Origin of the sequence: Pseudomonas sp. R32, from assembly GCF_009866705.1 — a bacterium.
GTDB classification, from domain to species: domain Bacteria; phylum Pseudomonadota; class Gammaproteobacteria; order Pseudomonadales; family Pseudomonadaceae; genus Aquipseudomonas; species Aquipseudomonas donghuensis.
In genome coordinates, this window is sequence record NZ_CP019396.1 from 4,815,046 (window position 1) to 4,836,080 (window position 21,035).

Annotated in this window: 16 protein-coding genes; 11 read left to right on the forward strand and 5 right to left on the reverse strand. The window is 62.0% G+C overall.

The genetic code is table 11. The features are described from left to right. Positions 1-19: 19 nt before the first annotated feature. The 11 genes from PspR32_RS22220 (at position 20) to PspR32_RS22270 (ending at position 16,086) form a co-directional block, all read left to right on the forward strand. Positions 20-1,459: a sigma-54-dependent transcriptional regulator gene (locus PspR32_RS22220; RefSeq protein WP_159389174.1), complete on the forward strand. Its 1,440-nt coding sequence runs from the start codon at positions 20-22 to the stop codon at positions 1,457-1,459. Positions 1,460-2,167: 708 nt separating this feature from the next. After that, positions 2,168-3,562 carry a polynucleotide adenylyltransferase PcnB gene (locus PspR32_RS22225; protein ID WP_174242309.1) on the forward strand — a complete coding sequence of 465 codons (1,395 nt, stop codon included), beginning with the start codon at positions 2,168-2,170 and terminating at the stop codon, positions 3,560-3,562. A 3-nt stretch (positions 3,563-3,565) separates the two neighbouring features. Beyond that, positions 3,566-4,042, forward strand: coding sequence for a 2-amino-4-hydroxy-6-hydroxymethyldihydropteridine diphosphokinase (gene folK / locus PspR32_RS22230; protein ID WP_159389176.1), 477 nt, complete (start codon positions 3,566-3,568; stop codon positions 4,040-4,042). A gap of 252 nt (positions 4,043-4,294) precedes the next feature. Continuing rightward, complete coding sequence (gene panB, locus PspR32_RS22235) at positions 4,295-5,095, forward strand: 3-methyl-2-oxobutanoate hydroxymethyltransferase (protein ID WP_010222996.1); 801 nt, start codon at positions 4,295-4,297, stop codon at positions 5,093-5,095. Continuing rightward, entirely contained in the window at positions 5,092-5,949 is an 858-nt protein-coding gene (gene panC / locus PspR32_RS22240; RefSeq protein WP_010222995.1) for a pantoate--beta-alanine ligase, read from the forward strand. Before panB ends, panC begins: the two co-directional genes overlap by 4 nt. A gap of 124 nt (positions 5,950-6,073) precedes the next feature. After that, on the forward strand, positions 6,074-7,738 hold the full coding sequence (gene pgi / locus PspR32_RS22245) for a glucose-6-phosphate isomerase (protein ID WP_010222994.1): 1,665 nt from the start codon (positions 6,074-6,076) through the stop codon (positions 7,736-7,738). A 90-nt stretch (positions 7,739-7,828) separates the two neighbouring features. Further along, positions 7,829-9,763: an acetate--CoA ligase gene (acs, locus tag PspR32_RS22250; protein WP_036996913.1), complete on the forward strand. Its 1,935-nt coding sequence runs from the start codon at positions 7,829-7,831 to the stop codon at positions 9,761-9,763. A gap of 38 nt (positions 9,764-9,801) precedes the next feature. Further along, positions 9,802-10,671: an oxygenase MpaB family protein gene (locus PspR32_RS22255; protein ID WP_036996915.1), complete on the forward strand. Its 870-nt coding sequence runs from the start codon at positions 9,802-9,804 to the stop codon at positions 10,669-10,671. A gap of 112 nt (positions 10,672-10,783) precedes the next feature. Then, positions 10,784-11,962, forward strand: a complete 1,179-nt coding sequence (locus PspR32_RS22260; protein WP_159389177.1) for an acetyl-CoA C-acetyltransferase — start codon at positions 10,784-10,786, stop codon at positions 11,960-11,962. 79 nt (positions 11,963-12,041) lie between these two features. Continuing rightward, the gene (locus PspR32_RS22265) at positions 12,042-13,058 is read left to right on the forward strand and encodes a class I SAM-dependent rRNA methyltransferase (protein WP_010222989.1); all 1,017 of its coding nucleotides are present in this window, start codon (positions 12,042-12,044) and stop codon (positions 13,056-13,058) included. Positions 13,059-13,104: 46 nt separating this feature from the next. Continuing rightward, positions 13,105-16,086, forward strand: coding sequence for a DUF748 domain-containing protein (locus PspR32_RS22270; protein WP_442966941.1), 2,982 nt, complete (start codon positions 13,105-13,107; stop codon positions 16,084-16,086). A 145-nt stretch (positions 16,087-16,231) separates the two neighbouring features. Here the strand turns inward: PspR32_RS22270 and PspR32_RS22275 are convergent, their stop codons facing one another. The 5 genes from PspR32_RS22275 to rbfA form a co-directional block, all read right to left on the reverse strand. Further along, positions 16,232-16,582 carry a BON domain-containing protein gene (locus PspR32_RS22275; RefSeq protein WP_010222987.1) on the reverse strand — a complete coding sequence of 117 codons (351 nt, stop codon included), beginning with the start codon at positions 16,580-16,582 and terminating at the stop codon, positions 16,232-16,234. A gap of 258 nt (positions 16,583-16,840) precedes the next feature. Beyond that, the gene (pnp, locus tag PspR32_RS22280; RefSeq protein WP_010222986.1) at positions 16,841-18,946 is read right to left on the reverse strand and encodes a polyribonucleotide nucleotidyltransferase; all 2,106 of its coding nucleotides are present in this window, start codon (positions 18,944-18,946) and stop codon (positions 16,841-16,843) included. A 250-nt stretch (positions 18,947-19,196) separates the two neighbouring features. Next, positions 19,197-19,466, reverse strand: a complete 270-nt coding sequence (gene rpsO, locus PspR32_RS22285; RefSeq protein ID WP_010222985.1) for a 30S ribosomal protein S15 — start codon at positions 19,464-19,466, stop codon at positions 19,197-19,199. Positions 19,467-19,619: 153 nt separating this feature from the next. Then, positions 19,620-20,537 carry a tRNA pseudouridine(55) synthase TruB gene (truB, locus tag PspR32_RS22290; RefSeq protein ID WP_010222984.1) on the reverse strand — a complete coding sequence of 306 codons (918 nt, stop codon included), beginning with the start codon at positions 20,535-20,537 and terminating at the stop codon, positions 19,620-19,622. A 3-nt stretch (positions 20,538-20,540) separates the two neighbouring features. Then, positions 20,541-20,942 (reverse strand): 30S ribosome-binding factor RbfA, encoded by a 402-nt coding sequence (rbfA, locus tag PspR32_RS22295; RefSeq protein ID WP_010222983.1) that lies wholly within the window; start codon positions 20,940-20,942, stop codon positions 20,541-20,543. Positions 20,943-21,035 lie beyond the last annotated feature (93 nt).

The following is a 21,035-nucleotide window of genomic DNA, read 5'->3' on the forward strand; positions in this document are numbered from 1 at the left end:
CGTCGAGAGAATTGAATCAATGCCGCATATTCTGATCGTCGAAGACGAAACCATCATCCGCTCGGCGCTACGCCGATTGCTTGAGCGTAACCAGTACCAGGTCAGCGAGGCCGGCTCGGTGCAAGAGGCCCAGGAACGCTTCAGCATTGCGACCTTCGACCTGATTGTCAGCGACCTGCGCCTGCCAGGCGCGCCCGGCACCGAACTGATCAAACTCGGCCAGGGCACCCCGGTACTGATCATGACCAGCTACGCGAGCCTGCGTTCTGCTGTCGACTCGATGAAAATGGGTGCGGTGGACTACATCGCCAAGCCATTCGATCACGACGAAATGCTCCAGGCCGTTGCGCGCATCCTGCGTGACCGGCAGAACACGCCGGCCGTTGCGACTGAACGTGGCAACGGCAAGGCCGCGCCTGGCGACAAGGCGGCGACCAGTACTGCGGCCAATGGCGAGATCGGCATCATCGGTTCGTGCCCGCCGATGCAGGACCTGTACGGCAAGATACGCAAGGTCGCGCCAACAGACTCCAATGTACTGATCCAGGGCGAGTCGGGTACCGGTAAAGAGCTGGTGGCCCGCGCGCTGCACAACCTGTCGCGACGAGCCAAGGCACCGATGATCTCGGTGAACTGCGCGGCGATTCCAGAGACCCTGATCGAATCGGAACTGTTCGGCCATGAGAAAGGCGCCTTTACCGGCGCCAGCGCCGGGCGTGCCGGCCTGGTCGAAGCCGCCGATGGTGGCACGCTGTTTCTCGACGAGATCGGCGAACTGCCACTCGAAGCCCAGGCACGCCTGTTGCGCGTCCTGCAGGAAGGTGAAATTCGTCGGGTCGGCTCGGTGCAATCGCAAAAAGTCGATGTGCGCCTGATCGCCGCCACCCACCGCGACCTGAAGAACCTGGCCAAGGTCGGCCAGTTCCGTGAAGACCTTTATTACCGCCTGCACGTCATCGCTCTCAAACTGCCGGCCCTGCGCGAGCGCGGCACCGACGTCAACGAAATCGCCAACGCCTTCCTCGCCCGCCAAAGTGCGCGGGTCGGACGTAACGACCTGCGATTCGGCCACGACGCTGAACAGGCGATTCGGCATTACTCTTGGCCAGGTAACGTGCGCGAGCTGGAAAACGCCGTGGAGCGCGCAGTGATCCTGTGCGAGAGCCCGGAGATTTCCGCCGACCTGCTGGGTATCGACATCGAGCTCAGCGATCTCGAAGACGACGAGCCGTTCGCCGGCCTGTCGGGCGCCAGCAGCAGTGCCAACAACACCAGCCACGAGCCGACAGAAGACCTGTCGCTGGAAGACTACTTCCAGCATTTCGTCCTTGAGCATCAGGATCACATGACCGAGACCGAGCTTGCGCGCAAGCTTGGGGTCAGCCGCAAGTGCCTGTGGGAGCGGCGCCAGCGCCTGGGCATCCCGCGGCGCAAGAGCGGTGCCACCAGCGAGGGCTGAGCCGTTTCAGCGCTTTGCGCGGGTGGGCACAGGTAACACCGCTACCTTGCGACAAACTGTTACCGCACCACAAAGTCGTAACAAAAACCGGGGCTTACGGTAACGAAGCCCCGGTTTTTTTTCGCCTTGCGAACCGCTCAAAACCGCTCCAACCCCTTGTTTTACTGGGTTTTGAAAAAGTTGGCACGGCACCTGCTATATGTTTGGTACAAGAACAATAACAAGCACTGCAAAAGACAATAAAAATAAGACGAATCGGCTCACGCACAATAAGAACAAGACGGCGGAGGCGCAGCTAACTGATTCTTTTGGAGAGGAGTTGTATTTGGGGCTTGCCCCACAACCAGGCAGAGAACAATAAAAACTGCACTCAAGCAGGGCCTGAACTGGTTGGATCGCATGATCATTGCAACCTCAGCGACCAAAGCAATCCGTTTGCTCTTGATCCCGATTAGGGAGACCGCCCACAAGCTTTTTTTGTGGGCAGGGCACTCAACAAAAACAAAAAGCCCGGCAAAAAAACAATAAGAGCACGCAACTACTTCTTGGGGAGCTTCGGCTCCCCTTGTAGTTTCTGCCCGCCCCAGCCCGCCTGTGCGTCGTCCGACGCGACCGCCTACACCATCCTCCGAGTAAATGCTAGAATCCCCGCCCATCATGCGGCCATTCTTCGTTTTTGGCCGAACATTCCTTCAAACAGTGCATCCCATGCTGAAGAAGCTGTTCCAGTCGTTCCGTCCTCCCGTACGTGGCACGCACCACAAGCGCACCACGCCTGAAGTGATCAATAGCGGTCAACATTCGCTGCAACGTGGCCAGTTCAGTCGTCATGCGGTGAGTATCGTCGAGCGCCTGCAAAATGCTGGCTACCAGGCCTATCTGGTCGGTGGCTGCGTGCGGGACCAACTCCTGGGCATCACCCCCAAGGATTTCGACGTTGCCACCAGCGCCACCCCTGAACAGGTCCGCGCCGAATTTCGCAACGCCCGCATCATCGGTCGCCGTTTCAAACTGGTTCACATCCATTTCGGGCGTGAAATCATCGAAGTCGCCACCTTCCGCGCCAACCACCCGGAAAGCGAAGAAGAGAACAGCCACACCTCGTCGCGTAACGAGAGTGGGCGGATTCTGCGCGACAACGTCTATGGCACCCTGGAAGAAGACGCGCAACGCCGCGACTTCACCATCAACGCCCTGTATTACGACCCGGTCAGCGAGCGCATCCTCGATTACGCCAACGGCGTGCACGATATTCGCAACCGCCTGATCCGCCTGATCGGCGACCCGACCCAGCGCTACCAGGAAGACCCGGTACGCATGCTGCGAGCCGTGCGCTTCGCCGCCAAGCTCAACTTCGGCATCGAAAAACACACCGTGCAGCCGATTCGCCAGCTGGCGCCAATGCTGCGCGAGATTCCGGCGGCTCGCCTGTTCGAAGAGTCGCTCAAGCTGTTCCTTTCCGGGCAGGCGGCCGACACCTTCGAAATGCTCGTTGACCTGGAGCTGTTCGACCCGCTGTTCCCGGCCAGTGCCGAGGCGCTGGAAGAGCACCCGACCTACACCCACACCCTGATCAGCCAGGCGTTGATCAACACTGACCTGCGCGTCAAGCAAGGCAAGCCGGTAACTCCGGCTTTCCTGTTCGCCGCCATGCTCTGGCCAGCACTGCCCGGTCGCGCCCTGCGCCTGCAGAGCCGTGGCATGCCACCGATTCCGGCCATGAACGAAGCGGCCCACGAACTGATTGCCGAACAGTGCCAGCGCATCGCAATCCCCAAGCGTTTCACCATGCCGATCCGCGAAATCTGGGACATGCAGGAACGCCTGCCGCGGCGCAGTGGCAAACGTGCCGACCTGTTGCTCGACAACCCGCGCTTTCGCGCCGGTTACGACTTCCTGTTGCTGCGTGAAAGTGCGGGTGAAGAAACCGATGGCCTGGGCCAATGGTGGACCGACTATCAGGACTGCAACGACAGCGAGCGTCGCGACATGATCCGCGAGCTGGGCAGCCGTGATGAAGGTGCCGGTGCCGGTGCCGGCCCGCGCAAACGCAAGCGCAGCCCGAGCAAGCGCAAGCGCGCCGACAGCGCTGCAGGCGAGTAACAGATGATCCGCGCCTTTATTGGCCTGGGCAGCAACCTGGCCGATCCCGAACAGCAACTGCGCAGCGCCGTCGAGGCGCTGGGGCAGTTGCGTGACAGCGCCCTGGCCGCGGTTTCGGCCTTCTACAGCAGCGACTCGCTGTCACCGGGCCAGCCGCGCTACACCAACGCCGTGGCGGCGCTGGATACCGCCGTTGCGCCGCTGGACCTGCTCGATGCGCTGCAAGCCATCGAGGCCGATCAGGGCCGCGAACGCAAGGAACGCTGGGGCCCGCGCACCCTCGACCTGGACATTCTGTTGTACGGCGACCAGGTTATCGATGTGCCGCGCCTGAAAGTGCCGCATTACCACATGCAGGCACGACCGTTCGTCCTCTACCCCCTGGCCGAACTGGTCCCTGAAGACTTCCGCCTGGCCGATCAACGGCCCCTGTCCCAATTACTGGCAGATTGCCCGTTCGTCGGTCTGGAACGCCTGTAGCCGGGCGTTCCCCCAGCCGGTAACGCCCGTAACAGCGCATTAGTAACAATGCGGTAACAGGGTAATTGACTTCAGCCCCCTCGCTCACGACTATAGGCGTCCCGTGGCGCCCCGAGCGCCGCAAAAAGGCGTATATAGGCCTGGAACAGGTCGTAATTCAAACACCACGATCGATGATGTGCTGTTCCAGAAGATGAATACACGCGTTGTACGCAGTCGTTTTTCACAGCGCCTGAACGAGGATTCCTTTTCATGCCAGAAGTAACCCTGACCACCCTGCAGAGCCTCAAGGCCAAGGGTGAGAAAATAACCATGCTGACCTGCTACGACGCGACCTTCGCCCAGGCCGCCAGCCGTGCCGGCGTGGAAGTATTGCTGGTGGGTGACTCCCTGGGCATGGTCCTGCAGGGCCATGACAGCACCTTGCCGGTAACCAATGCCGAGATGGCCTACCACACCGCCTGCGTCAAACGCGGCAACGAAGGTGCGTTGATTCTTGCCGACCTGCCGTTCATGGCCTGCGCCACCACCGAGCAGGCGTTCGCCAACAGCGGCGCGCTGATGCAGGCCGGCGCGCACATGGTCAAGGTCGAAGGCGCCGCCTGGCTGGCGGAAACCATCCGCCTGCTGGCCGAGCGTGGCGTACCGGTGTGCGCCCATATGGGCCTGACCCCGCAGACGGTGAACATCCTCGGTGGCTACAAGGTTCAGGGCCGCCAGGAAAACCAGGCACGGCAAATGCGCGCCGACGCCATCGCCCTGGAGCAGGCGGGCGCAGCCATGCTGCTGCTCGAATGCGTACCCACCGAGCTGGCTGCGGAAATCACCCAGGCGGTGAGCATCCCGGTCATCGGCATCGGTGCCGGCAGCGCCACCGACGGCCAGGTGCTGGTATTGCATGACATGCTCGGTCTGTCGCTGACTGGCCGGGTACCGAAGTTCGTGAAGAACTTCATGGCCGGCCAGAGCGATATTCAAGGCGCGCTCAAGGCTTACGTAACCGCCGTCAAGGATGTCAGCTTCCCCGGCAGCGAACACGGGTTCAGTGCATGAATACAGTCAAGACCGTCCGCGAACTGCGCGCCGCCGTGGCGCGCGCGCGCAGCGAAGGCAAACGCATCGGTTTCGTGCCGACCATGGGCAACCTGCACAGCGGCCATGCCGCACTGGTGACCAAGGCCGCACAACGGGTCGATTTCGTCGTCGCCAGCATCTTCGTCAACCCCCTGCAGTTCGGCCCCAGCGAGGACCTCGACAAGTACCCGCGGACCCTCGCCGCTGACCAGGAAAAACTGCTCCAGGCCGGCTGCCATCTGCTGTTCGCCCCGACCGTCGAAGAGATGTACCCCGACGGCATGGCCGGGCAGACCCGCGTCAGCGTCCCGCAACTGTCCGACGGGCTGTGCGGTGCCAGCCGTCCAGGCCATTTCGAAGGCGTGGCGACGGTGGTCAGCAAGCTGTTCAACATGGTCCAGCCGGACCTGGCGGTGTTTGGCCAGAAAGACTTCCAGCAACTGGCGGTGATCCGTGCGCTGGTGCGCGACCTGAACATGCCGATCCAGATCATCGGCGAGCCAACCGTGCGCGCCGAAGACGGCCTGGCGCTGTCTTCGCGCAACGGTTACCTGAGCGACGAACAGCGCGCCACGGCGCCTGTGCTGTATCGGGTACTGAGCCAGATGGCCGCGGCTATCGAACAGGGCGAACGCGACTATCCGGCGCTGATCGCCAACGGTCAGCAGCAACTGACCGCGGCAGGCTTTCGCCCGGACTACCTGGAAATTCGCCAGGCCCTGAGCCTGCGCCCGGCAGCACCGGAAGACCGTGACTTGGTAATCCTGGTAGCAGCCGTCCTGGGTAACACCCGCCTGATCGACAACCTGCACCTGACTCTCGACGACAAGTAAACAGGTCGCCCGCTGGAGCCTCTCCCTGTAACGCAGGTTGCATGCCTATAATTGGCATCAGCCTGCAAACAAGGCGCTGGTTCCAGTGTCCAAGGCAGTCCACGCAATAAGGAAACCTGCAGCGATGGCGTATTACCGCACCCCCCATGATGTTACTGCCCTGCCCGCCTGGCAGGCGCTCCAGCAGCACCGCGAAGCCATGCAGGCCTTCAGCATGCGCGACGCATTCAATGCCGAGCCCAAACGCTTCGAGCAGTTTTCCCTGAGCACCTGCGGGCTGTTCCTCGATTATTCGAAAAACCTGATCAACGGCCAGAGCCGCGACCTGCTGGTCAAGCTGGCCAACGAAGTAGGCCTGCAAGAGGCAATCAAGGCATTGTTCGCAGGCGAGATCCTCAACGCCTCCGAAGGCCGTCCGGCCCTGCATACCGCCCTGCGCCGCCCGGTGGGCGACAAGTTGAGCGTCAACGGCGTCAACGTGATGCCTGAGGTGCACAAGGTCCTCAACCAGGTCACCGAACTGGTTGGCCGCATCCATGATGGCCTGTGGCGCGGCTACAGCGAAAAGCCGATCACCGACGTGGTCAACATCGGCATCGGCGGCTCGTTCCTCGGCCCGGAGCTGGTCTCCGAAGCCCTGCTGCCTTACGCCCAGCGTGGCGTGCGCTGCCATTACCTGGCAAACATCGACGGCAGCGAGTTCCATGAGCTGTCGGCCAAGCTGCGCGCCGAAACCACGCTGTTCATTGTTTCGTCCAAGTCGTTCAACACCCTGGAAACCCTGAAGAACGCCCAGGCCGCACGCGCCTGGTACCTGGCCCAGGGTGGCTCGGAAGCCGAGCTGTACAAGCACTTCATCGCCGTATCCAGCAACAAGGCCGCCGCCGTGGCCTTCGGCATTCGCGAAGAGAACATCTTCCCGATGTGGGACTGGGTAGGCGGGCGTTACTCGCTGTGGTCGGCCATCGGCCTGCCGATTGCCCTGGCCATTGGCACGGCCAACTTCAAGGAACTGCTGTCCGGTGCCTACACCATGGACCAGCACTTCCAGAACGCGCCGTTCGAACAGAACATGCCGGTGCTGCTGGCCTTGCTCGGCGTATGGTACGGCAACTTCTGGGGCGCGCAGAGCCATGCGATCCTGCCGTATGACCACTACCTGCGCAACATCACCAAGCACCTGCAACAGCTGGACATGGAATCCAACGGCAAAAGCGTTCGCCAGGACGGCACGCCGGTCAACCACGACACCGGCCCGGTCATCTGGGGTGGCGTGGGTTGTAACGGTCAGCACGCCTACCACCAGTTGCTGCACCAGGGCACCCAGCTGATTCCGGCCGACTTCATCGTCCCGGTGGTCAGCTTCAACCCGGTCGCCGACCATCATCAGTGGCTGTACGCCAACTGCCTGTCGCAGAGCCAGGCACTGATGCTGGGCAAGACCCGCAGCGAAGCCGAAGCCGAGCTGCGCGACAAAGGCATGGCCGAAGCTGAAGTCCAGAAGCTGGCGCCACACAAGGTGATCCCGGGCAACCGCCCGAGCAATACCCTGGTGGTCGAGCGCATCAGCCCGCGTCGTCTTGGCGCGCTGGTGGCGATGTACGAACACAAGGTGTTCGTGCAGAGCGTCATCTGGGGCATCAATGCCTTCGACCAGTGGGGCGTGGAGCTGGGCAAGGAGCTGGGCAAGGGCGTTTACCAACGCCTGACCGGCGGTATCGAAGAGCCTGCCGAAGACGCTTCGACCCAGGGCCTGATCAACTTCTTCCGCAGCCGTCACCGCGGTTGATCGCCCGCGCTGCCCCTGGCCGAACGAACACGGCCAGGGGCAGCGGCTACACTGTCCTGACAAAAACAATCCGTCAGAACAGGACCCGCCATGTTCGATATCAGCGACTTTCCCCAAGCCGATGCGGTCAGCAAAGCGGCGCAACTGAGCCAGGCCGATTACCAGCGCCTGTACCGCCAGTCCATCGACGACCCCGATGCCTTCTGGAGCGAACAGGCCAAGGCCCTGGACTGGATCAAGCCCTGGAGCCAAATCCAGCAGAGCGACATGAATACCGGCCGGGCTGCCTGGTTCAAGGGCGCGCAACTGAACGTCAGCTACAACTGCATCGACCGTCACCTGGCCACCCGGGGCGATCAGCCGGCGATCATTCGTGAGGGCGACAACCCCACCGACTCCAGCGTCATCACCTACCGCGAACTGCACCAGCAGGTCTGCCGCCTGGCCAACGTGCTCAAGCAACGCGGGGTGAAAAAGGGCGACCGGGTGTGCATCTACATGCCCATGGTTCCGCAGGCGGCCTATGCCATGCTCGCCTGCAGCCGCATCGGCGCCATTCACTCGGTGGTGTTCGGTGGTTTCTCGCCGGATGCCCTGCGCGACCGTATTCTCGACGCCGATTGCCGTACGCTGATCACCGCCGATGAAGGCATTCGTGGCGGCAAGAGCGTGCCGCTGAAGAACAACGTCGACAAGGCCCTGCTCAGTTGCCCGGACGTCAGTACGGTGGTGGTGATCAAACGTACCGGCGGCGAGATCGACTGGAGTGAAGGTCGCGATCTCTGGTACCACGACGCAATCAAGCAGGTCAGTGATGATTGCCCACCCGAGCCAATGGACGCCGAAGACCCGCTGTTCATCCTCTACACCTCCGGCAGTACCGGCAAACCCAAGGGCGTGCTGCACACCACCGCAGGTTACCTGCTGCAGGCGGCGCTGACCTTCAGGAGCGTGTTCGATTACCGCGATGGCGAGGTGTTCTGGTGCACCGCCGACGTCGGCTGGGTGACGGGCCACAGCTATATCGTTTACGGCCCCCTGGCCAACGGCGCGATCACCCTGATGTTCGAAGGCGTGCCCAATTACCCCGATGCCTCGCGCTTCTGGCAGGTGGTCGACAAGCACCAGGTGAACATCTTCTACACCGCCCCCACCGCCCTTCGCGCACTGATGCGCGAAGGCCAGGGCCCGCTGGCGAGCACCTCGCGCAAGAGCCTGCGCGTGCTCGGCAGCGTGGGTGAGCCGATCAACCCGGAAGCCTGGGAATGGTACTTCGAGGCCGTCGGCGAAAAACGCTGCCCCATCGTCGACACCTGGTGGCAGACCGAAACCGGCGGCATCATGATCAGCCCGCTGGTGGGCACCCGGCGGGTCAAGCCCGGCTGCGCCACCCAACCGATGTTCGGCGTGCAGCCGGTGTTACTGGACGACAAGGGCACGCTGATCGAAGGCCCCGGCAGCGGCATGCTGGCAATCAAGGCCAGCTGGCCCGGGCAGATCCGCAGCGTGTACGGCGACCCGCAGCGAATGATCGACACTTACTTCAAGCCGCTGCCGGGTTACTACTTCACCGGTGACGGCGCGCGCCGCGACGAGGACGGCGACCTGTGGATCACCGGGCGCATCGATGATGTGATCAACGTCTCCGGACACCGCATCGGCACCGCGGAGGTCGAAAGCGCCCTGGTGCTGCACGACAGCATCGCCGAAGCCGCCGTTGTCGGGTACCCTCACGATCTCAAGGGGCAAGGCATCTATGCCTTTGTCACGCCCATGAATGGCGTAACCCCGGACGACAGCCTCAAGCAGGAGCTGCTGGCCCTGGTCAGCAAAGAGATCGGCAGCTTCGCCAAACCCGAGCTGATCCAGTGGGCGCCGGCACTGCCCAAGACCCGCTCAGGCAAGATCATGCGGCGCATCCTGCGCAAGATCGCCTGCAACGAGCTCGACAACCTCGGCGACACGTCGACCCTGGCCGACCCCAGCGTGGTCCAAGGCCTGATCGATAAACGCCTGAACATTTAAGCGGCAGCCTGTTTGGCTGCCTTGCAGACAAGGTAGCCATGGAAGCGATTCGCCGCCGTATCGAAACCCAGGTGATGAGCCTGACCGGTTTGTCCCTGGGGCAACTTGACCTGGAAAACCCCAAGGGTGACCCCGGGCTGTTCGGCCCGGGCAGCCTCAGCTGGCGCGTGCATGGCGACTTCCCAAGCATGTTGATCGGCGGCATCAGTGCCCTGCTCCTGCAACTGCTGCACCCGCTGGCGCTGGCCGGCGTGTGGGATCACTCCAACTTTCGCCAGGACCTGCTTGGCCGCCTGCGTCGCACCAGCCAGTTCATCTCCGGCACCACCTTCGGCTCGACTCAAGATGCCAACTGGCTGATCGAAAAAGTGCGCACCATTCACTTGCAGGTAGTCGGTAGCGCCGCCGACGGCCGGCCGTACGCGGCCAGCGATCCAGACCTGCTGACCTGGGTGCATGTAGCCGAGGTCAGCAGCTTCCTGGCTGCCCATAGGCGCTATCGCAACCCGCACATGCCGATCGCCGAACAGGATGCCTACTATGCCGAGATCGCCCTGATCGCCGAACGCCTGGGCGCCCGTAACGTGCCGCGCTCGCGCCAGCAGATTGCCGACTACCTGCAGGCCATGCGCCCACAACTGATCTGCGACGCCCGCAGCCAGGAAGTGGTGCAGGTACTGCTCGACGCACCGGCGCCTAGCCGCCTGGCCCAACCGGTGGGCGCCCTGATGCTGCGTGCCGGGATCGACCTGCTGCCCGACTGGGCCAGCGCAATGCTCGAGCTGAGCCAGAACCCGCTGCAACGCCGGCTGATCCGCCTGGGCATCAACAGCACCGCACCGGTCCTGCGCTGGGCCATGCGCGATGGTTCCGCCCACCGTGCCCGGCGGCGCATGGGTATCGCCTGAACGGTGCGCCAATAGCCCTCGCCCGGCCATCTATGCCACCATGCAGGTCTAGCCAGGCCCTGGGGCCTGAACCGTTCTGACGCCAAATCCAATAAGAGTGAGGACCTGCGCCATGCAAGATGTCGTTATCGTTGCCGCCACCCGTACCGCTGTCGGTAGCTACCAGGGGGCGCTGGCCAACATTCCCGCCGTCGACCTGGGCGCTGCGGTGATTCGCCAGTTGCTGACCCAGACCGGCATCGATGGCGAACTGGTCGATGAAGTGATTCTCGGCCAGGTACTGACCGCCGGTGCCGGGCAGAACCCGGCGCGCCAGGCCGCGATCAGGGCCGGCCTGCCTCACGCGGTGCCAGCCATGACCCTGAACAAGGTCTGCGGCTCGGGCCTCAAGGCCCTGCACCTGGCAGCCCAGGCGATCCGCTGCGGCGATGCCGAAGTGATCATCGCCGGCGGCCAGGAGAACATGAGCCTGGCCAACTACGTCATGCCCGGGGCCCGTACCGGCCTGCGCATGGGCCACAGCAGCCTGATCGACAGCATGATCAGCGATGGCCTGTGGGATGCGTTCAACGACTACCACATGGGCATCACTGCCGAGAACCTGGTGGAAAAGTACGGCATCAGCCGTGAGGAGCAGGACGCCTTCGCTGCCGCTTCGCAGCAAAAGGCAACCGCAGCCATCGAAGCCCGGCGCTTCGTCGATGAGATCACCCCGATCCTGATCCCGCAGCGCAAAGGGGATCCGCTTGCGTTTGCCACCGACGAGCAACCGCGTGCCGGCACCACCGCCGAATCGCTGGGCAAGCTCAAGCCGGCATTCAAGAAAGACGGCACGGTAACCGCCGGTAATGCCTCGTCGCTCAATGACGGCGCAGCCGCGGTGCTGCTGATGAGCGCCGCCAAGGCGCAGCAACTGGGCCTGCCGATCCTGGCGCGCATCAAGGCCTATGCCAATGCCGGGGTCGATCCGGCGATCATGGGCATCGGCCCGGTCAGCGCCACCCGCCGCTGCCTGGCAAAGGCCGGCTGGGACCTGGCGGACCTGGACCTGATCGAAGCCAACGAAGCCTTTGCCGCCCAGGCCCTGTCGGTGGGCAAGGAGCTGGGCTGGGACACCAGCAAGGTCAACGTCAATGGCGGCGCCATTGCCCTGGGCCATCCGATCGGCGCCTCGGGTTGCCGGGTGCTGGTAACCCTGCTGCACGAAATGATCAAGCGTGATGTCAGCAAGGGCCTGGCCACCCTGTGCATCGGCGGTGGTCAGGGCGTGGCCCTGGCAATCGAACGCTGATCAGCGCGGGAGGGGCCGCAACGGCCCCTCCCCTGGCTTGAACTGGTAAACTGCACGTCCGCAAACCAAGGCCACGTGCATGTCCCTCTTGAATCAGGCGCTGCGCGCCGCCCTCGACGCCCGCCTGGGCCTTCTCGCCGAACTGCATGCCCAGGGCACCGACTGCTATCGCCTGTTCCATGGCAGCCAGGAAGGCGCCAGCGGCCTGACCATCGACCGCTACGGCCCGCAGTTGCTGGTGCAGAGCTTCCACCACAGCCTCGAAACCAGCGCCTTGCTGGAGCTGCACGCCGCTGTCGAAGCGCACCTGGGCCTTGAGCTGCTGCTGGTCTACAACGACCGCTCCCAGGGCAACAGCCGCATCGACCGCCGCGACCCGGTGTACCAGGCCAGCGAGGCCGCGCTGGCCGATCACGTCGGCCACGAATGGGGCCTGAACTACCGGGTGCGTGGTCGCCATGCCGGGCAGGACCCACTGCTGTTTCTTGACCTGCGCAATGCCCGTGGCTGGGTCAAGCAGCACAGTGCCGGCAAAAGCGTGCTGAACCTGTTCGCCTATACCTGCGGTGTCGGCCTCAGCGCGGCGGCGGGCGGCGCCCGCGAGGTGTGCAACCTGGACTTTGCCGAAGGCAACCTGGCCGTCGGCAAGGAAAACGGCGCACTCAACCCGCAACTGCTGCCGATGAGTTTCATCCAGTCCGATTACTTCCCGGCAATCCGCCAGTTCGCCGGCCTGCCGGTCAGCCAGCGCCGCGGCCACACGCTGCCGTCGTACCCACGCCTGCAACAACGCCAGTTCGATCTGGTGTTTCTCGACCCGCCGGCCTGGGCCAAGAGCGCCTTCGGCACCGTCGACCTGCTGCGCGATTACCAGAGCCTGCTCAAGCCGGCACTGTTGAGCACCGCCGAGGACGGCGTACTGATCTGCTGTAACAACCTGGCCAAGGTCAATGTCGACGACTGGCGCGAGCAAGTGCTGCGCTGCGCCGACAAGGCCGGGCGGCCGGTACGCGACTGGCAGGTGCTCAAGCCCGCCGGCGACTTTCCGTCGCAGGACGGTCAGCCCCCATTGAAGACCTTGATTCTTCAGCTCTGAAACAAAAAATCGTTAATTTTCGGGGTATCTTCGGAACCGATTTTACGTGCCATACTCCAACCACTCCCGCTCGAGACAGACGACGCCACACATGCCCAAAGGATTGAAACGCGCCCTCGGCGCCATGCTGGCCGCAGTGGCCTTGTACAGCCTGCTAGGCTTTCTGATTCTCCCAGGGGTTGCCCTGCGTATCGTCAACCAGCAACTGGCCAATTACGCCACAGTACCTGCGCACCTGCAGCGGATCGAGCTCAACCCGTTCAGCCTCGAACTGACCCTCTGGGGCCTGCAGATCGGCGAGCCGGGCAAGGAGCAGGTCGGTTTTGAACGCCTGTACGCCAACCTGCAGCTCGACAGCCTGTGGAGCGGCGCCCTGCACCTGGACGGGGTCGAACTGGACAAGGCACGTACCGAGCTGCTGTTCGCCAAGGACGGCAGCCTCAACCTCACTCAGTTGTTCAAGCTGCCACCGAGCGAGCCCAAGCCTGAAGAGCCGGCCAGCGATCCATTCCCGCTGCGTATCGGCAGCATCAAGCTCAGCGAAGGCTACCTGCACTTCCAGGACCTGCGCCCGAGCGAGCCGATCGAGTTCCTCTACGACTCGATGAACCTGGAGCTGAAGAACCTCAGCACCCTGCCTGACGACAGTACCGAGATGACCCTGGTCGCCAATGGCCCGGCAGGCGGGCGCATCGACTGGTCCGGCAATTTCAGCCTGGTACCGATCGCCTCCGAAGGTACCCTGAAGGTCACCGACGGCAAGATGAAAGCCTTCTGGCCCTATGTCCGAGATGCCGTGCCGCTGGTGCTGGAAGAAGGCGTGGTCAGCCTCGATACCCACTACAAGCTGAATCTGTCCAAGGAAACCGAGCTGCTGCTGGACAACGCCTCGGTGAGCATCGCGCCCTTTGCCATCAAGGCCCCGGATGGCCGTCCGCTGGCGCGCCTGGCGCGTCTGGATGTCAGCGAAACCTCGATCGACCTGGCCAAGCAACTGGTCACCGTCGGCAAGATCCGCAGCGACAAGCTCGAAACCTGGGCGGCGCTGGAGTCCGACGGCCAGCTCGACTGGCAAAAACTGTTCGCCAGCCAGCCGGCCAAAGCCACGCCAAAAGAGCAAGCCGAACCCGCTACCGCCGAGCCGGATGCCAAGGACAAAGCCGCAGCTGAAGCGCCGAGCAAGCCATGGCAGGTACTGCTCAAGGACGTGCAACTGCGCAATTACAAGGTACACCTGGCCGACCGCTCGCAGAAAGAGCCAGTGGCTCTGGACGTTGGCCCGCTGAACCTTGACCTGCAGAATTTCGACAGTCTCAATCAGTCGCCCTTTACCCTCAAGCTCGATACCGGCGTCGGTAAACAAGGCAAGCTGCAGGCTGCCGGTGAGGTGAACCTGGCGCCCGTCACCGCCAAGCTCAAGGTCAACACCCAAGACATCGACCTGCGCGTCGCCCAGGCTTACATCAGCCCCTACATCCGCCTCGAACTGCGCAGCGGCATGCTCGGCAGCGACCTCAATGTCGACCTCAAGAGCACCGCACCGCTGGCCTTCAGCATCGACGGCAAGGCCCAGGTCAACCAGTTGCATACGCTGGACACCATCAAGGACCGCGACTTCGTCAAATGGCAGCAACTGAACCTCGACGCTGTGTCGTACCGCCACGGTGATGCCCTGACCATTGGCAAGGTGACCCTGAAACAGCCTTACGCGCGCTTCATGATCAACGAGGACCGCACCACCAACGTCGATGACCTGCTGATCCCGCAGCCGGCCACCGCGCAATCCAAAGCGCCAAGCAAAGCCAAGGCCCCGGCCGAGAAGCCACTGGGTATCCGCATCGGTGAAATCGACATCAACGACGGCTCGGCCAACTTCGCCGACTTCAGCCTGACGCCCAACTTTGCCACGGCCATCCAGCAGCTCAATGGCCAGATCGGCACCATCGACAACCGTCAGCCAAAGCCTGCCAAAGTCGATATCAAGGGCAAGGTCGATCGCTATGCGCCAGTGACCATCAAAGGCTCACTGAACCCCTTTGACCCGATGGCCGCCCTGGACATCGCCACCAGCTTCAAACGCGTCGAGCTGACCACGTTGACGCCGTACTCGGGCAAGTTCGCCGGGTTCCGTATCCGCAAAGGGCGGCTGAACATCGACCTGCACTACGTGATCACCCAGGGCAAGCTCCAGGCCGAGAATAAGGTGGTGGTTGAGCAGCTGCAACTGGGTGAGAAGGTCGACAGCCCGGACGCGGTCGATTTGCCGATTCGTCTGGCGGTGGCCCTGCTCAAGGACACCGACGGCAAGATCTCCATCGAGCTGCCGGTGAGCGGCGACCTCAACGACCCGCAGTTCAGCGTCATGCCGATTGTCTGGCAGACCCTGCGCAACCTGGTGCTGCGTGCGGCCCAGGCGCCCTTCAAGTTCATTGGTGGGCTGGTCAGCGGCGGTGATTCCCAGGACCTGGGGAGCGTGGCCTTTGCCGCCGGCTCCAGTGACCTGAGCCCGGATGCGCAAAGCGCCCTGGACAAGCTGGCGACCGCACTCAAGGAACGCCCTGCCCTGCGCCTGGAAATCGAAGGCACCAGCGCCCAGAGCAGCGACGGCCCGCTGATTGCCCAGCAGCGACTGGAGCGTGAGTATCAGAGTACCTACTACAAGATCCTCCAGCGTCGCGGTGACAAGGTGCCAGCCCAGGCTTCCGACCTGAAGGTGCCGGATGGCGACAAACCGGCGATGCTCGAAGGCATCTACCGCGCCCGCATGAAACAGCAGCCACCGGCCGAATGGGAACAGCTGGACCGCGAGCAGCGCACTACCCAGTTGCGTGACGCGGTGCTCAAGTCGTGGGGCGAAAGCCCACTGCTACTGCGCCAGCTGGGGCAGGCCCGGGCCAGCAGCATCAAGGACTACCTGGTGGACAAGGGCCAACTGGCGGATGACCGGGTGTACTTCGTAGACGCCAGCCTGGGCCAGGCCGAAACGGATGGCCGGGTGATTTCGCCGCTGCACCTGGACGCGGAGTGAAGTAACCCCGATCGCGGGGCAAGCCCGCTCCTACAAATCCCCCCCAAAAAAGAAGCCCCGGCAACCAGTGCCGGGGCTTTGAGTGACCAAGTCCTTTTGGTCTTTCGCATGAACCTGCAAGGGTCAGCGAGTCGGGAGCAACTACTCAGTTGGTTTTCAGGCCATCAGCCGAGACGGCTTGAACGCCTTTGATCTTCTTGGCAATGGCGACCGCCATCTCTTTCTGCGAGTCGGTCAAGGTCACATCGGAAGACAGGGAGACCACGCCTTTGTTGGTTTCGACCTTGATGTCGGTGCCCGGGATGCCTTTCTCGGTTACCAGGTCAGCTTTGACCTTGGTGGTGATCCAGGTGTCAGAGGTCGCTTCTTTGACTTTGGTGACTTCACCGGCAGCAACAGTCAGCGGAGCCTGGGAAGGCTGTTGGGCAAACGCCGCATTAGCCAGGGTCAGGGTCAGGGCGGTGGCAGTAGCGGCAGCAATAGCGAACTTCTTCATACGAGACACTCCTGTTTTTCGAAAAGTCTGCGCCATCAGTCCTGGCAGCAGGGTATGAGAACTATTGCAGGGCTTGTGCCAGCTGCTGCTATTGACTTTTTTACTTATAAATCAGCTAGTTATATATAAAGCTGAAATCCCGAATCGTGCAATTTGCACGCAGTGGCAAAATCCTGCATGCAAGATGCAAGTCCGCAAGACAATGCCTACAGGCATAAAAAAAGGACCCCGAGGGGTCCTTTTTCTTACGCTACGTTCTTAGACGCCGGATGCCTTGGCAGCGGCAACGTCCTTGATCGACAGCTTGATACGGCCGCGGTTGTCCACGTCCAGTACCAGTACTTCAACTTCCTGACCTTCTTTGAGGATGTCGGTCACTTTCTCAACACGAGCATCGCTCAGCATGGAGATGTGAACCAGACCGTCCTTGCCAGGCAGGATGTTGACGAAGGCACCGAAGTCAACGATGCGCTCGACCTTACCGACGTAGATCTTGCCGATCTCGGCCTCGGCAGTGATGCTCAGAACACGCTGACGCGCAGCTTCAGCAGCGTCTTTGGTCTCGCCGAAGATCTTGATCGAGCCGTCGTCTTCGATATCGATCGAAGCCTTGGTTTCTTCGCAGATGGCACGGATGGTCGCGCCGCCTTTACCGATGACGTCACGGATCTTGTCGGTGTCGATCTTCATGGCGATCATGGTCGGAGCGTTTTCCGACAGTTCGCTACGGGACTGACCAATGATCTGGTTCATCTGGCCGAGGATGTTCAGGCGCGCTTCCAGGGCCTGGCCCAGGGCGATTTCCATGATTTCTTCGGTGATGCCGTTGATCTTGATGTCCATCTGCAGCGCGGTAACACCTTTGGCGGTACCGGCTACCTTGAAGTCCATGTCGCCCAGGTGGTCTTCGTCACCGAGGATGTCGGTCAGGACGGCGAATTTCTCGCCTTCTTTAACCAGACCCATGGCGATACCGGCAACCGGTGCCTTCATCGGTACACCAGCGTCCATCAGGGCCAGGGAAGCACCACAGACCGAAGCCATGGAGCTCGAACCGTTGGATTCGGTGATTTCCGATACGACGCGAATGGTGTACGGGAACACGTCGGCGGCAGGCAGCATGGCCTGGACCGAACGACGGGCCAGACGGCCGTGACCGATTTCGCGACGGCCAGCACCGCCCATGCGACCACACTCGCCCACCGAGAACGGCGGGAAGTTGTAGTGCAGCATGAAGGGGTCTTTCTTCTCGCCTTCGAGGGTGTCCAGCAGTTGCGCGTCACGGGCAGTACCCAGGGTCGCAACGACCAGGGCCTGGGTTTCGCCGCGGGTGAACAGCGCCGAACCGTGGGTCTTTGGCAGTACACCGACTTCGATGTTCAGCGGACGTACGGTCTTGGTGTCACGGCCATCGATACGTGGCTTGCCGTTAACGATGTTTTCGCGAACGGTGCGGTATTCGATTTCGCCGAAGATCTCTTTGACTTCGGAAGCCGAAGGTTGACCTTCTTCACCGGAGAACTTGGCGATCACTTGCTCGCGCAGTTCGCCCAGGCGAGCGTAACGGTCAGCCTTGACGGTGATGGTGTAGGCGTCGGAAACCGCAGCACCGAATTCACCACGGATGGCGTTCAGCAGTTCGGTGTTGGCAGCGGCTGGCTTCCAGTCCCAGGTCGGCTTGGCAGCTTCGGCGGCCAGCTCTTTGACAGCCTGGATCACAGCCTGGAATTCATCGTGGGCAAACAGTACGGCGCCCAGCATCTGGTCTTCGGTCAGCTCTTTGGCTTCCGATTCAACCATCAGCACGGCGTCGGAGGTACCGGCAACGACCATGTCCAGGCTCGAGGCAGCCAGTTGCTCGTAGGTCGGGTTCAGCAGGTAGCCGGTGCTTTCGTGGAAAGCAACACGGGCAGCGCCGATCGGGCCTTCGAACGGAATGCCGGAGATGGCCAGGGCAGCCGAGGTACCGATCATCGCAGCGATGTCCGGATCGGTCTTCTTGCTGGTGGAAACGACGGTGCAGACAACCTGCACTTCGTTCATGAAGCCTTCTGGGAACAGCGGACGGATCGGACGGTCGATCAGACGCGAGGTCAGGGTTTCTTTCTCGGAAGGACGGCCTTCACGCTTGAAGAAACCACCAGGGATCTTGCCGGCGGCGTAGGTCTTTTCCTGATAGTGAACGGACAGGGGGAAGAAGCCTTTGCCTGGATCGGCCTGTTTGGCACCGACCACGGTCACCAGTACGGTGACATCGTTGTCGACGGTGACCAATACGGCGCCGGACGCTTGACGAGCAATACGGCCCGTCTCGAGGGTAACGGTCGATTGACCGAACTGGAATTTCTTGATTACCGGGTTCACGGTTTCCTACCTTTTTCAGTGGCTCTGGGGGAACTGGTTCTTGCGAATTCTTGGGCAGCACAGGGAATCGGCCCTGTTGGCAGTCCAGATAAAACTAGAGGTTGGGAGCCTGCCCTGCCCTCGCGGTAAACCGCTCAGGCGAGACAGACAGCCAACCTCATAGATACACAAGGCGTGCTCACCAGCACGGGGGCCAAAGGCTCCGCCTGGTGACTGCAGCACGCCGTGCACACCACTGGCCAGGCCGCTATTAGCGACGCAGACCCAGACGACCGATCAGGGCGCTGTAACGAGTGGTGTCCTTGCCTTTCAGGTAGTCCAGCAGCTTGCGACGCTGGTTAACCATGCGGATCAGACCACGACGGGAGTGGTGGTCTTTGCCGTTGGCCTTGAAGTGGCCTTGCAGCTTGTTGATGTTGGCGGTCAGCAGAGCAACCTGCACTTCCGGGCTACCGGTGTCACCGGCGGCTTGCTGGTATTCGCCAACGATCTTTGCTTTTTCTTCAACGCTGAGTGCCATCTGGCTTCTCCAAATCAAGGGAAACCGAACAAACGGTTTCCAATAGGCCAGGGACTGCTCCCTGTATTCATAAAGTGAGGCGTGACCGTGCCTATTAACAGCCATCCTCTTTACCACCAGTGCCGGGCCTGAACCTGACGCTGAAGGTTTCGATCATTCTGACCGAATCAAGCGACGAGGCGCGATGCGCCCGTCTTCGCTCACTTCACCGATACCGATGAAGCGACCGTTGTGATCCTGTACCCGGACCATGCCGAACTTCGGCGCGTCGGGGGCTCTGACCGGCTGACCATTGAGCCAGTAGAACGCACTGTGCTCGGAGAACTGCAACAGTGGCCAGTCCAGCAGACCGCTGTCCGATGGCATCAGGAAGCGATCGACTGCTTCGTTGCCACCTTCGGCGTGGACCGCTTCGAGTTCTTCGAGGGTCACGGTCTGGGCCAGCTCGAAAGGACCGGCGTGCGTACGGCGCAGTTCAGCGACATAGGCTCCGCAACCGAGCACCTCGCCGATATCCTCGACCAGAGTGCGGATGTAGGTGCCTTTGCTGCAGCCGACTGACAGCCGAACACGGGTGCCTTCGCACTCGAGCAATTCCAAGCGGTTAATAGTAACAGAACGCGCCTCACGCTCCACTACTTCACCTGCACGGGCGAGCTTGTACAGTGGCTGACCGTCGCGCTTGAGGGCCGAGTACATCGGCGGTATCTGACTGATTTGACCACGAAATTGTGGCAAAACCGCTTCGATATCGGCGCGACCAACGGTCACGTCACGGGTTTTCAGCACTTCACCTTCGGCATCGCCCGTGGTGGTGGTCTGACCCAGTTGCATGACCGTCTCGTAGCCCTTGTCGGAATCGAGCAGGTACTGCGAGAACTTGGTCGCCTCACCAAAGCACAGCGGCAGCACGCCGCTGGCCAGTGGATCGAGGCTACCGGTGTGCCCGGCCTTTTCGGCGTTGAGCAGCCAGCGGACCTTCTGCAGGGCGGCGTTGGAGGTGAACCCCAACGGCTTGTCGAGCAGGATGATGCCGCTGACGTTACGACGGATACGCTTGACCTGAGCCACCGCTTACTCCTTGGTGTCCAGGGGCGTGTCGGAAGCCTGGTGCAGCTTGTCTTCGGCGACGGCGCGCTCGATCAGTGCCGACAGGTGGGCACCGCGACTGATGCTTTCGTCATAGTGGAAATGCAGTTGCGGCACGCTGCGCAGTTGCATTTCCTTGCCCAGGTGCACACGCAGGAAACTGGCCGCGCCGTTGAGCACCTTGAGGGTCTGCTTGATGTCTTCCGCGCCTTCCTGGCCCATGGAGGTGATGAACACCTTGGCATGGCCGACATCGCGGCTGACATCCACAGCGGTAATGGTGACCACGCCGACGCGCGGGTCTTTGACTTCACGACGGATCAACTGGGCCAGCTCACGCTGGATCTGATCGCCGATGCGTTGGGTACGGCTATATTCTTTTGCCATTTTTGCTACCTGTAACTAAAGCGGCAAACGCCCGGCCAGGCTAGAGCCGGACCGGGCGTTGCGTTCAGAGCCGCCAAGCGGCGCCCTGGGGCG

What these genes read in the sequence shown, in the direction of transcription:
- panC (WP_010222995.1), top strand. Translation starts at nt 5,092, where the DNA reads ATGAATACAGTCAAGACCGTCCGCGAACTGCGCGCCGCCGTGGCGCGC.
- PspR32_RS22265 (WP_010222989.1), top strand. Translation starts at nt 12,042, where the DNA reads ATGTCCCTCTTGAATCAGGCGCTGCGCGCCGCCCTCGACGCCCGCCTG.
- PspR32_RS22255 (WP_036996915.1), top strand. Translation starts at nt 9,802, where the DNA reads ATGGAAGCGATTCGCCGCCGTATCGAAACCCAGGTGATGAGCCTGACC.
- acs (WP_036996913.1), top strand. Translation starts at nt 7,829, where the DNA reads ATGTTCGATATCAGCGACTTTCCCCAAGCCGATGCGGTCAGCAAAGCG.
- PspR32_RS22225 (WP_174242309.1), top strand. Translation starts at nt 2,168, where the DNA reads ATGCTGAAGAAGCTGTTCCAGTCGTTCCGTCCTCCCGTACGTGGCACG.
- panB (WP_010222996.1), top strand. Translation starts at nt 4,295, where the DNA reads ATGCCAGAAGTAACCCTGACCACCCTGCAGAGCCTCAAGGCCAAGGGT.
- PspR32_RS22220 (WP_159389174.1), top strand. Translation starts at nt 20, where the DNA reads ATGCCGCATATTCTGATCGTCGAAGACGAAACCATCATCCGCTCGGCG.
- PspR32_RS22275 (WP_010222987.1), bottom strand. Translation starts at nt 16,582, where the DNA reads ATGAAGAAGTTCGCTATTGCTGCCGCTACTGCCACCGCCCTGACCCTG.
- rpsO (WP_010222985.1), bottom strand. Translation starts at nt 19,466, where the DNA reads ATGGCACTCAGCGTTGAAGAAAAAGCAAAGATCGTTGGCGAATACCAG.
- folK (WP_159389176.1), top strand. Translation starts at nt 3,566, where the DNA reads ATGATCCGCGCCTTTATTGGCCTGGGCAGCAACCTGGCCGATCCCGAA.
- PspR32_RS22260 (WP_159389177.1), top strand. Translation starts at nt 10,784, where the DNA reads ATGCAAGATGTCGTTATCGTTGCCGCCACCCGTACCGCTGTCGGTAGC.
- rbfA (WP_010222983.1), bottom strand. Translation starts at nt 20,942, where the DNA reads ATGGCAAAAGAATATAGCCGTACCCAACGCATCGGCGATCAGATCCAG.
- pgi (WP_010222994.1), top strand. Translation starts at nt 6,074, where the DNA reads ATGGCGTATTACCGCACCCCCCATGATGTTACTGCCCTGCCCGCCTGG.